The sequence below is a fragment of the Psychrobacter sp. 1176_08 genome, from assembly GCF_052850615.1.
Genome location: NZ_VXCU01000002.1, coordinates 79,995 through 92,049, shown reverse-complemented (window position 1 = coordinate 92,049; position 12,055 = coordinate 79,995). Strand labels below are relative to the sequence as shown.

General features: G+C 44.9%; 9 protein-coding genes. 6 read left to right on the top strand and 3 right to left on the bottom strand.

Annotated features, from left to right (window positions below; translation table 11 throughout):
• Positions 1–144: 144 nt before the first annotated feature.
• Positions 145–1,497 (top strand): oxygenase MpaB family protein, encoded by a 1,353-nt coding sequence (locus tag FW759_RS02960; RefSeq protein ID WP_446442151.1) that lies wholly within the window; start codon positions 145–147, stop codon positions 1,495–1,497.
• Positions 1,498–1,593: 96 nt separating this feature from the next.
• Here FW759_RS02960 and FW759_RS02955 read toward each other — a convergent pair whose 3' ends face one another.
• On the bottom strand, positions 1,594–2,331 hold the full coding sequence (locus FW759_RS02955; RefSeq protein WP_095569794.1) for an NUDIX hydrolase: 738 nt from the start codon (positions 2,329–2,331) through the stop codon (positions 1,594–1,596).
• Positions 2,332–2,967: 636 nt separating this feature from the next.
• Between FW759_RS02955 and FW759_RS02950 the strand changes: the two genes are divergently transcribed.
• From FW759_RS02950 to FW759_RS02940, 3 genes are all read left to right on the top strand, one after another.
• Positions 2,968–3,783 carry an SDR family oxidoreductase gene (locus FW759_RS02950; protein ID WP_446442150.1) on the top strand — a complete coding sequence of 272 codons (816 nt, stop codon included), beginning with the start codon at positions 2,968–2,970 and terminating at the stop codon, positions 3,781–3,783.
• Positions 3,784–4,204: 421 nt separating this feature from the next.
• Complete coding sequence (locus FW759_RS02945; protein WP_062845454.1) at positions 4,205–4,768, top strand: NUDIX hydrolase; 564 nt, start codon at positions 4,205–4,207, stop codon at positions 4,766–4,768.
• Between the two features lie 144 nt (positions 4,769–4,912).
• On the top strand, positions 4,913–6,253 hold the full coding sequence (locus FW759_RS02940) for a serine hydrolase domain-containing protein (RefSeq protein WP_446442149.1): 1,341 nt from the start codon (positions 4,913–4,915) through the stop codon (positions 6,251–6,253).
• Between the two features lie 117 nt (positions 6,254–6,370).
• On the opposite strand, the gene FW759_RS02935 is transcribed toward FW759_RS02940, so the two are convergent.
• Positions 6,371–9,412 (bottom strand): insulinase family protein, encoded by a 3,042-nt coding sequence (locus tag FW759_RS02935; protein ID WP_446442148.1) that lies wholly within the window; start codon positions 9,410–9,412, stop codon positions 6,371–6,373.
• 441 nt (positions 9,413–9,853) lie between these two features.
• Between FW759_RS02935 and FW759_RS02930 the strand changes: the two genes are divergently transcribed.
• Both FW759_RS02930 and FW759_RS02925 read left to right on the top strand, forming a co-directional pair.
• On the top strand, positions 9,854–10,315 hold the full coding sequence (locus FW759_RS02930) for a universal stress protein (protein WP_443528857.1): 462 nt from the start codon (positions 9,854–9,856) through the stop codon (positions 10,313–10,315).
• Between the two features lie 137 nt (positions 10,316–10,452).
• Positions 10,453–10,914 (top strand): universal stress protein, encoded by a 462-nt coding sequence (locus FW759_RS02925; protein WP_062845458.1) that lies wholly within the window; start codon positions 10,453–10,455, stop codon positions 10,912–10,914.
• A gap of 61 nt (positions 10,915–10,975) precedes the next feature.
• On the opposite strand, the gene FW759_RS02920 is transcribed toward FW759_RS02925, so the two are convergent.
• The gene (locus tag FW759_RS02920; RefSeq protein WP_446442147.1) at positions 10,976–11,932 is read right to left on the bottom strand and encodes a LysR substrate-binding domain-containing protein; all 957 of its coding nucleotides are present in this window, start codon (positions 11,930–11,932) and stop codon (positions 10,976–10,978) included.
• Between the last annotated feature and the right edge of the window lie 123 nt (positions 11,933–12,055).

Below are 12,055 nucleotides of genomic sequence, written 5' to 3'. Positions count from 1 at the left end.
GCTACTCAAATGCCGTTTGGCAAATGGGTGGCTCATTTTTATTATCATCATATAAAATGTCATACCAAATTGGTGCCATTACAGGAATAGATATTGATATCGTTGGCATTGTGAGAGATTTCATCATAAAGGCAATAGATAAATATGGATTCTACAGATTTCAGTGATGAAGCAAATCGTGCATCTGCCATCTCTTCAGAACAAAAGAGCTCGGCAGAACCTTATCAGCGTCATGGACGTACAACGGCTCTTGACGACCATAGCGATCTACAAGTCTTAAAACGCGTCAAACGCTATTTATTGCCGAAAAACTTTGTCATCTCGCACGATTTATTAGAAGAGATGGTAGCTGGTTACGATATTGGTGATCCGCTCGCAGATGCACTAGCCGCTGATGGCATTCGCTTTGCTAAGCCATTACAACAGCACATTATCAGTAACAACAGCGACGATGTACTCAAAAACAATGCCAATTTTCGGGCATTGACAGAGCAATTTAGCTGCCATCCTGATTGGTTCGATCCCAAGCTTGCACACATTGGAGCAGTTGCTTACCGACGTTATCCCTTGATGTTGATTTGGCTATTGCGTAATGTTGCCCTGATGGCAGGCTATAGTATACCTGCCCTCTCTCTCCCTCTGATTCAGACTGGTGCACTGATGCATGATGCGCTACCGCGGCTAATGCGTACCTACGCTTATATTTTAGCGGTCTCTGAGCATCCTCAATCAAACATGAGCGCGCACCTCAATCGTCAACCGATTGAGCAAGTACTGGCTATTGGTTCTGAAGGCTGGCGGCAGTCTATCCAAGTGCGACAGATTCATACCTTGGTACGTCAAAACTTACTCAAAGGTAAAGGCAATGCTGCCAACGGTATCATCACTGAAGCCGACCAGCACCATAATCCTGATGGCAGCTGGAACACGGCATATTGGGGCGTGCCGATTAATCAAACCGATATGATTGCCACCCATTTGCAGTTTTCGCTGTTAATTATGCGCGGACTACGGCTGCTTGGTGCCCGCATTAGTAAAGAGGAAGCGGCAGGTATTTTGCATCTGTGGAATTTGGCCAGCTATTGGATGGGCGTTGATTTACAGCGCTTACCGAAAGATGAGGCGGTTTGCTGGGAGTGGTTGTATACGTATCTGTCGATTCAGCAGCTTGATTTTAAGATGGGACAGCCACTGGCAAAAGCCTTGCACGACTTACCACGTCAGCTCATGGGTGAAGACAACCGCCGAGGCCGCTTCGTTGAGATGGTCAATGCCAGCGTGACGCGTACTCTAGTCGGCGATGACATTGGTGACGGACTGGATTTACCAAAATCAAAAATACGGTTTGGTGTCCTGTCCTCAGTGCCTATCTTGTTTGCGCTTGATACCGCCCGCCAGCACAATCGCAGCATTGATAAAAAATTAGAAGCTTTTCGTGCCCAGCGTCAAGACAATATGAATTGGTGGCTAAAGAAAAACGATGACTACTATAAATAAGTACTGACGCAAAACATCGTTCATGAGGTCACTATTTCAACTTAAACTCAATGTCTTTCCAAGCCTCGTACTATGACAGACTATCCATTAATACGTTTACAAGCGTGTATTCTGGACACGATAATACCAATCAAGCTGCCGATCAAAGCCAGTTTCTAATAGGCTGGCGATGACACGCCCAGTCAAACCCCAAACGGTTTCTCCATCCACTTGCCAACTTGGCGTAAGCAGGGTCGACGTCTGCTCTTGCATGGTGTATTCAACGGCATACTCGACAGTCGGCTGAGTGAGTAACGACTCAAAATCTGCCCAAAATATGCGAGAGATTTCCCCAAGTTCGGGCACCAATACCAAATCGGGTGCAATCAATGCCACAATTGGCCGTACTGTCAGACCGCTTTTGGAGGTTTGTATAGGTAGCTGACCGAGCAATTGCACCTTGCTTGGTGGTAGAGCGGTTTCTTCGCACGCTTCACGCAAAGCCGTGATGACATTATTGCCATCACCCTGATCGTGTTTACCGCCTACACAAGACACTTCACCAGCATGACTATTCATATGGGCAGCGCGGCGCGTGAGTAGCAATTTTGGATGACGCTCATGAGTGATCGCCACCAATACCGAGGCATCTGCAATTGGTGTCTGATATAGACTGTCTAAGACACGCGCGCTATAAGAAGTGTTGTAATCGTTGTGGCGTATTGGATGATTGATGGCAGTGACGGTTTCTTGCTGTACGCGTTCAGCCAATTTTCTGAGTGTGGGATAGCGAATAAACGTTGGTACAGCCACGCTAAATTTATTAAAGACATCAAGATTGTTGGGTATGGTCATTATCAAATCCTATGGGTGGTCATCATCATATTATTTATGATGGTGCCTATCTCAGCATGCCAGTATAACCTGTCGATGGTGTGGCAGCTTTTCTTATTCATCAGCTTATCGCTATAGACAATGATTGTGCCATGTTTATCAAAATACTACCCATGCCTATATAAGATATTCTCTTTTGATAAATGCAACAGTGGGTATAAATACCAATGCTTATTCTCATTGTGTACAGCCTTTGTTATATCGATTGCCTATATATCTCGGTAATGTCCAAAATTTAATGTTAATTCTTTGTCATTATGCCTGCTCTTTCATGTCTCTATGCCATATATCATCTGTTTTTGATCAACATATTTTTATATGTCTATACCATTTTTGCACCACCTTATTCAGTCTTGATTTAACTTATCGGTTAACACGACAACATTTTTAAATTACCAAACCTCAACTTAGCAATATTCCAAAATAGGTGTCTGGATATTATGATGAGCTCCGACAGACTGTGATAAATATAGAATATCTACTTTGAGATATCAATTTTGACATATCCATATAAAAAGGACTTCACACAGCCTTGTCATACATACAAACTATAAATTAACTATAAATTAACTATAAATAAGATAAAGGATACGAGTTATGACAGACCAAATCGACAGCATGATGCCACCTGCTGAATATATCAATGATAGTTACAAAGGCTCAGGCAAACTGGCTGAAAAACGCGTTTTGATCACTGGCGGAGACAGCGGTATCGGACGTGCCGTTGCTTTTCATATGGCACGCGAAGGTGCCAAAGTCGCCATCCTTTATCATTCTGACGAAGAAAGCGCAAATGAGACACGTGAAGGCATCGAAGCGGAAGGCGCAGACGCTCTAGTGTTGCAAGGTGATACGGCAGACAGTAACAGTTGTAAAGAAGCAGTAGAAGCTGTCGTGGCACAATGGGGCAGCATTGATGTATTAGTAAATAACGCTGGTATGCAAAAGCCGTATCATGATTTATCGGAAGTCAGCGATGAGGATTGGCAGCAGCACTTTGATGTCAATATGTCAGGAATGTTTTATGCGACCCGCGCCGCTCTTGAGCACATGAAAGAAGGCGACAGTATCATTAATACGACGTCCGTTAATGCGTATGTCGGCAATGATGTTTTGGTACCTTATACCGCGACCAAAGGCGCTATCGTCGGCTATACCCGCGCGCTATCGCAACAACTACTTAGTCGCGGCATTCGCGTTAATCAGGTGGCACCAGGCCCTGTAGTGAGTGAGATTCAACTGGTATTTAAAGACTTTGATAAAGATATTTTAGAGTCGATGTCCTCACCAATGGGTCGTATGGGTCAGCCACGTGAGATGGGGCCTGCCTATGTATTTCTTGCTTGCCAAGACAGTAGCTTTGTGACGGGTCAAACGCTCCATATCAATGGAGGCATGATTACCAATGGCTGATATCAATGATGTGCTACATCCTCCGAGTATTGCTACCTATTGAACGGACAGCCTTACACATCGTCACTGGTTGCTCGCTGATGTTTTATACCATGGGCTGAAACGGCCAATACTGCCTGTTTATGCTTCTGTAGCAGGCAGTTTACGCATGCAGATGCTGAGCTCTGATCGTCATTGATAAGCTCCTATCCCTCACTTTAAAAACCCTTGATAGAAATTGACAAATGCTATCAGGGTTTTTAGATAAAGCAGCCTCATATAATCCTGACGATGCTTAGTATGGGTAAGAATAAAACGCTTGGTACTATACGAAATACTGTTTATTGCGAAGAACTTTATATACAAAAGCAAACATCAGAATGGTCAAAAACCTTTTAAGATAAGTGGATACACGATATTTATAAAAAATAAGGCAGGTAATATGGGCTATTGTCTACAATGCGGTCATAAAGCAGAACGCAAAATACCACCCACAGATAATGTACCGCGTTTGGTATGTCCCAATTGCCACTATATTCATTATGAAAATCCAAAAGTAATTTGTGGCTCACTTGTGATTCATGAAAACCGAGTGCTTCTGTGTCGCCGTGCCATCGAACCGCAATATGGACTTTGGACCTTGCCAGCCGGATTTATGGAAAATGGCGAAACCATGGCTGAAGGAGCGGCACGTGAGAGCTATGAAGAGGCAGAAGCAGTGGTTATCAACCCGCGCTTATACTGTCTGTATGACATTCCTGATATCGGTCAAATCTATAGTATCTATCTAACAGAGTTAAAAGACGGCGCGTATGGTATCGGCTCTGAGAGCCTTGACTGTGCTTTGTTTAAAGAAGAAGACATTCCATGGGATGAGATTGCTTTTGAAGCAGTACGTCGCACGCTAAACAGCTACTTTGAAGACCGTAAAACATTCGATACATATGCTCAATTTCCGGTTCATCAAGACTATATCGGCAAAGATCAAAGTATTAAACGCTATTAACCTCGTACGATAAGCACAAAAGACCATACAAAAGTTGTTGGTAAAAACCATTGATAAGAATTATGCTAAGTCATTAGTATAGACCCTTATCGATGGTTTTTTATTGTCTGACGTTAACTGCTTCATCTGACTTGCGAGAATATCATGCTGACTTTGTTGCAACGTTCCTTATCGCTACTATCATTCACTCCTTTATTGCCACTGACCATCGCCATGACATTGCTCAGTACAACCAGTCATGCAAATGACACACCACTTACTGCCAAACAATCAGATCCACAGGCACTTGGCTGGATGCAAGGTTTTCCGCCGCCCAATGACAAGCTGATAGCGCAGCCGTCCTCTGATTTTTTTAGTTTTCCAAAGCTACGTTGGACAGTTTGCCACATTCGTGAGCTAATGCCGACCACCGAAGTCAGTCGCGGTATCGGTGCACCCTCCGAGCTCAATTATGAGCTGGATAAAAACATTGATGCCATTACCTTTACTCCCACTGGTAGTAATCGCTCGATGACATGGCAAGAATCATTGGACGCCAACTATACGGACGGCATTATGATCTTGCATCACGGTAAGGTGGTATATGAGCGTCAAAATGGCTGTCTCAATGAGCTCGGCCAACATGCTGCGATGTCGATGACCAAATCGATGACAGGGCTATTGGCAGAGATTCTCGTGACCGAAGGAAAGCTTGACGATGGTGCATTGGTTGCCTCTATCATTCCTGAGTTAGCAGATAGCGGTTTTGGAGATGCAACCGTACGTCAAGTCATGGATATGACCACTGCGCTGGACTATAGCGAAGACTATGCCGATCCCAATGCGGATATTTGGAAATATTCAGAAGCGGCCAGCCCACTACCGAAACCCAGAGATTATGACGGGTCTAATGGCTACTTTGAATACCTTCAAACGGTCAAGAAAAAAGGCGAGCATGGGAATGCCTTTAATTATCAAACCATTAACAGCGATACGCTGGGTTGGATCATTGCGCGTACCACTGGCAAAGCGGTCAATAACCTACTCTCTGAGCGCATATGGCAAAAAATCGGCGCTGAACAAAGTGCCTATATGACGGTTGATGCCAAAGGTACGCCATTTGCAGGCGGTGGTATCAGTGCAGGCTTGCATGATATGGCACGCATTGGTAGCCTCATGCTGAATAAAGGCGAGATTAACGGTGAGCGTCTGTTTCCAGCAGCGGTAGTAGAGCATATCGAGGCTGGCGGTAACAAGGCTGCTTTTGCCAAGGCAAATTACAAACAACTCAAAAATGGCAGCTATAAAAGCATGTGGTGGTCATACGACAACCCCACACCCGTCTACTCGGCTCGCGGCGTCCATGGGCAAAGGATTTATATTGATCCAGTAGCTGACATGGTCATTGTCCGTTTTGCCTCGCATCCTGATGCCAGTAATGGCAAAAATGACCCGACTACCATTCCTGCTTTTAAAGCAGTCGCCAATTACTTGATCAAAAAGTAATGGCTTATAAGTCAACGCTATAAAAAGTAAAGACCATAAACAACCGCCGCTTTCATCATACATCGAAAGCGGCGGTTTTCTTATATAGTTCATTTACTTTACAGGAGCACAGTGCTATTAGCTTTTAATTTTACACACATTAAAGCCCAATGCTTTTACCTGACTTTCTTTGTCATAAGGCGCTAGAACCGCACGTACATGCTCTTGCCCTTGCAAGTATTGTTTGGCAACACGCTGCAAATCAGCAACGGTCACGGACAAGATGGCCGCACGCATTTTGCGCTGCCAGTCTGCGCCGCGACGATGCAAGTCAGCAAAGCAGGCTTTGATTGCCTCCCCTGCAGGAGAGCCAGGTTTATCCATACCAGAGATAATACCGAGGATGGCTTCTTCTAACTGCTCATCGGTTTGCGGCTCGTTTAACAGCCATTCGATACTGGCATCAAAATGGGCAAAGGTCTCAGCACACTGAGGATCACGATAACTGAAGAATTTAAAGGCACAGGCATTGGCATCATAACCGGCACCACCGCCATAAGCCCCGCCGCGCTCACGAATGGCACTGTGCAAATAGCCGTTTCGTAAGTAAGGCGCTAATACCATCAATGCAGCGGTATCAGGATGGTCGGCTGCAGGTACCGTATAAGCGCTGGCATTATGATAAACGTTGGTCGGAACCAACCATGCCAAATCTTCAACCGCTACTGATTCACCTTCAACATCATTTAGATGTAAGTCTGCAAACTCGCTTGGGACATTGTCATCAATACCGCGATCAGAGTTGGTTAATTTTTCTGCAAGCGCTGGTGCTTGGCTGTCTTTCCAACTGTCGACAATTAAGTTACTCAACCGCTCAGTTTGCTCGGCTTCACAGATAATAACCGCATGTTTGGGCAAGCTAATCAAACGCTGATGCAAGTCCATCAAGCTGGTCGCAAGCTTATCCCATTGCGCATCGTCAGTACTCGCATGTGTTAAGAAATCTTTCAGTGCATTCAAGGCGGGAAGACCGCTGCGCACATACTCTAGCTGCGCTTGACGACTCATACCGCGACTGGCTATCTGCATGGCATACGAATGTCCAGAACCTGCAAGGTTTGATTGCCAGCTCGCTTGACGCTGCTGCAAAATCTCTTTGATACGGTCATGCTCACTAAAGACACTATGCTCCATGACTTCTTTGAGCAGATCAATCGCTTCAGGCTTACGGTTCAGCGCACGCGTCGCGACCACAAAATAACTGCTGATAGACTGACTATTGGCAATATCAGTACGTTGACTGATACGCGCAGTCACTCCAGAAGAATGCGCCGCTTGCTTGGCTTGCATGTCATGAGCACTGATCGAGTCGGTGCCAAGCTCTGACAATAAACTTAGATAAATAGGCAGCAATGGATGATTAATCACCTCATCTACTGGCAACTGGTCACTATTGACGCCACCAATGGCATCGGTCAATGGCACAATGACTTGATAATAGTAGATACCATTGGTACCTGCTTCATATTCAAATAAAGTGCTGTCTTGTCCACTCAAACGTACCGTTTTTTGCGTGCCTTGCTTAAAGCTAATGTCCGTTGGGACATCTTCTAGACCCACTTTTGGCAATAAGCTCAAATCATCCGGCGCTGCTTGGCGCGCAGCCAAATCGAGCGCTTGCTTATGCAAAATGTCTTTATCATCAGCCGTCAAATCCATCGCGATAGTGTCTAAACGGGTCTGCTCTGCAGCAGCCAGACGAGCCGTTTTTTCACTGTCTGGCGTCAAGGTGACACGCACACGGTGAGTGTTGTCGAGCAAATGGGTTTTGATTAAATTGGGCAACCACGCTTTATCTTTCACCTGCTCACGTAACCATTGTAGATGCTCATCCACTTCCCAAACATCGATAGGGTTGCCATCGTGGATAGCGGTACTAAAGCCTTCTAGCATTAGATTTAGACCATAAGGAACGCTATCACCACCGATATGACGTTGATCAATCTCTATCTGATGCAAAATGGTTTCGATGGTTTCATCATCGACTGGTTCGCTTGCAACTTTGGTCAGCAAATCTATGATGCCCTGCTCGACCGCTTCGGCATGCTCAGGGTTTGAGCCACGTAGACCGGTATAAAAGACCATTTCGTAATGACTGTCATCGAGTCCCAGTAATGGACTAGGTGCTTTGCCTAGAGGATGGCTGTCCAAATACGCACGCAGCGGTGAGCCTGAATGTTCAACCAACACCCCTTCTAATAAACGGAGCGCCAGACGCTGCTTTGGATCGGTAATAGACGGTAGCAGCCAAGCAACGACATGATGCGTTTGGTCTGGGCCTGCCTCATCAGCGGTATAAGTATCGGTGGCGCTAATTGGCGCAGACAAGCGCTGCTCTGGACGTGAGACGTGCTTTTTGCCAGCTTCAAACTGAATCAACGCATCTTCATGAATCTTGGTCTGTGTCTCAGCCACTGGAATATTACCAAAGCTCATGATCACGCTGTTCGATGGATGATAATGGCTTTGATGAAACGCCACCAACTCAGGATGTGTCAAATCAGGAATATCAGCAGGATCACCGCCTGAATTGTAATGATACGTCGTCGTTGGGAATAAGTGATGAGCGACAGCATGATAAAGCTGATCAATCTCACCACTCATCGCCCCTTTCATCTCATTAAATACAATACCCTTAAAATGCGGTTTGTCCTCGCTATCCAACTCAACACGAATGCCTTCTTGAGCAAAATCAAGCGGATGAATATTGGGAAAAAATGACGCGTCAAGATAGACCGCAAGCAAGTTAAAATAGTCGTTTTTGTTTTGCGTGGCATACGGATATGCCGTCCAATCAGCGGCAGTCATCGCATTCATAAAAGTATTGAGCGAGCGCTTAATCATCGAAAAGAACGGATCACGGACTGGGAATTTTTCAGAACCACATAAGGCGACATGCTCTAGGATGTGCGCCTCACCTTTTGAGTCCATGGGCTGGGTACGAAAGCCCACCAAAAAAGCGTTTTCATCACTTGGGTGTGCCAAATGATAATGCATTGCACCTGTTTTGACATGTTGACTGATCAACACATCCATCGAAAGCGCCTCAATATGGCGATGCTCAATCAGCTCAAACGCTGGATGCAGGGTCAGGTCAGCAGTGAATAGCGTGTCAGTCATAGTGTTCCTTATAGAGTGTTTTTACCTGAGTAAGTATCAGCGTGAGGTTCGAGTAAAAATTATGCATCTCTTACTTTACTTGAGTAAAAACCAATAATGAATAAAAATTACGAGTACAAGATAATGGCTACAAGATAAATCGTTTTATCTGTCATTGATATCAATCAGTACAAAAAATTTTGGGTAATATTCGTATGTCATAGCGGTATATGTAATGGCACTGTTGCATCCATTAATAGGAATTTGCCTAACGGTATTAGATGGGGCTAAGCATTTAATAAGTCAAGGTACGCTCTAAAAGATAGGCCAGAAAGCCATAGGAAAGGTAGCTAGACCTTAAAATCTAAATATGTTTAGTGAATGTTCCTGATTTAATGATGTTACTTAACAGCGGGCATTAGTAGTGTTATAGTGAAAACTATCTGTCACAAGGAGCTGCTCATGAGTTACCAACATGTTTTATTGGTCACTGACTTAATGTCCGATGCTGATTTGGTTGCGCAAAAGGCCAAACGTATCCTCGCTGGCGCTCCCAATGCCAAATTGTCTGTGCTGCATATCGTTGAAGATGACATGGTGCGCTTCGGTTATGAGCTTGTCCCTTCGTCTAGCCTCACAGGCGACGTCGATGGTGAAAAGTGGCAAGAAGCACGTGCTAAACTTGCGCGCTTTCTTGAGCGCAATGAGCTAGAAGTCTTTAATTCTGAGGTAACCGCTGCCATCTCTAACAGTAAGGGTATTGTTAATTACTGTCATAAAAAAAACGTTGATTTACTTATTATTGGACGTCATGAGCGTCATGGTATCGCCGCTTGGTTAGTGACTGCCACGGCGGATAGTATATTGCCAAATGTCCCTTGTGATAGCTTAGTGGTCAAGCTTAATAAGCCTGTAGAAAAATAATTGGTACTGCGCACTATGTAATTGAGTCTGTCATTTATAGATGCTGTCGCTTTGACATACTAAAGACAGTCAAGCTTTACTTCACAGCACCTTGCCGTAGTGCTATAGTTATAATCATCTGTCACAAGGAGAAGCACATGAGTTACGAACATATATTATTGGTCACTGACTTGCTCTCTGATGCCGATATAGTCGCCCAAAAAGCCAAACGCATCGTGGAGAATCGTCCTAATGCCAAGTTATCGGTATTGCATATTGTGAAAGACACCATGGTTGGCTTCGGCTATGAGCTGGTGCCAGCCTCAAGCTTATACGATCAGATTGATGATGAACGTTGCCAAGAAGCGCGTGCCAAGCTGGCACAGTTTTTGGATCGCAATGAGCTACACGACGTCAATTCTGAAGTGACCACGGCCATCTCTAACAGTGAAGGTATCGTCAATTATTGCCACAAGCATGAAGTTGATCTATTGGTGATCGGTCGTCACAATCGACATGGCATTGCCGCATGGCTCAGCGGCGCTACCGCAGACAACATCCTGCCAAACGTGCCTTGCGATAGCTTGGTCGTAAGACTGGATAAACCAGTCAACGAATAACGTAAATCAGATAGGTTATTTTATAAAACGTCCCATAGCACATTTGCTTATGGGACGTTTTTTATTGCGGTTTCTTTGATATTGACGCCTCTGTCAAAATATCAATGAAGGTCTGCCAAATGGGACTTTGATGGCGGGCTTTGTGCCAGACCAACCACCATGTCCGCGACAGATCAATACCTGCCACTTTTACCTGTACCAGCTTTCCTGATGCCAGCTCGGTCTCAATCACATGCTGAGACAAACAGCCAAGACCGATATCTGCCATCACCATGTGCTTGATCGCTTCTGATTGTTGAATCGCCATGACAATCTCAGCATTGGGTAAATGCTTCAATAACTGCTCATCGATAATTTGCCGAGTGCCTGACCCTGCCTCACGTACCAATAATGGTAACCGTGCCAACTGTTCCAGACTCAGCTCATAACACCCATTATCATCATTATATGACGCTAGCTCTATCAACCATTGGCTATCTCGCTTGGCAAAAACCTTTAAGGTATCCGTGCGCCAAGCACGTTGCTCAATGGTTTTCATGTCTGTCGGACGCGGTACGCCCTCCACTAGCGCAATATCAATATTTAACTGTTCAATCTCGCTGACTACTTCCTGGGTATTGGCAATATACATGTCCACATTGGCATCTGGTAGCGTCTCATAGAGCGTAGCAAGCAGCGACGGCAACACATAATTCCCAATCGTGGTACTTGTACCAATACGAATCTGCCCTGCTTGGTGCTTATGATAATGCTCTAGCGTCAATGCTTGACCTAAGATTGCTTGCGCCTGTACATAAATGGGATGGGCATTGGGATGATGATTGAGCCTGCGACCAACACGCTCAAACAATGGCATTTGTAGCCTCGACTCCAATTCACTCAGAGCGCTACTGACCGCCGACTGTGATAAGTGTAACTCCTCACTAGCACGGCTGGTACTGCCCGTCTGATAAATACTGACAAAGACAGACAGCTGTTTGAGCGTGATTTTTGGTAATGTCTGAACCGACTTTTTCATTATTTCAATACTATATTAGTGGATGATACTCAGGAGCGGTGCATTATTTATTCTTCAGACGTGTAAGCAGATGGAGTCATTTTATTTTTTGAGCTGAATCAGCTATAGCGAAATTAACACCAT

Bases quoted from the DNA above. Each gene is read 5' to 3' on its own strand.
- FW759_RS02925 (WP_062845458.1), top strand. From the start codon at position 10,453: ATGAGTTACGAACATATATTATTGGTCACTGACTTGCTCTCTGATGCC.
- FW759_RS02950 (WP_446442150.1), top strand. From the start codon at position 2,968: ATGACAGACCAAATCGACAGCATGATGCCACCTGCTGAATATATCAAT.
- FW759_RS02940 (WP_446442149.1), top strand. From the start codon at position 4,913: ATGCTGACTTTGTTGCAACGTTCCTTATCGCTACTATCATTCACTCCT.
- FW759_RS02955 (WP_095569794.1), bottom strand. From the start codon at position 2,331: ATGACCATACCCAACAATCTTGATGTCTTTAATAAATTTAGCGTGGCT.
- FW759_RS02920 (WP_446442147.1), bottom strand. From the start codon at position 11,932: ATGAAAAAGTCGGTTCAGACATTACCAAAAATCACGCTCAAACAGCTG.
- FW759_RS02960 (WP_446442151.1), top strand. From the start codon at position 145: ATGGATTCTACAGATTTCAGTGATGAAGCAAATCGTGCATCTGCCATC.
- FW759_RS02945 (WP_062845454.1), top strand. From the start codon at position 4,205: ATGGGCTATTGTCTACAATGCGGTCATAAAGCAGAACGCAAAATACCA.
- FW759_RS02930 (WP_443528857.1), top strand. From the start codon at position 9,854: ATGAGTTACCAACATGTTTTATTGGTCACTGACTTAATGTCCGATGCT.
- FW759_RS02935 (WP_446442148.1), bottom strand. From the start codon at position 9,412: ATGACTGACACGCTATTCACTGCTGACCTGACCCTGCATCCAGCGTTT.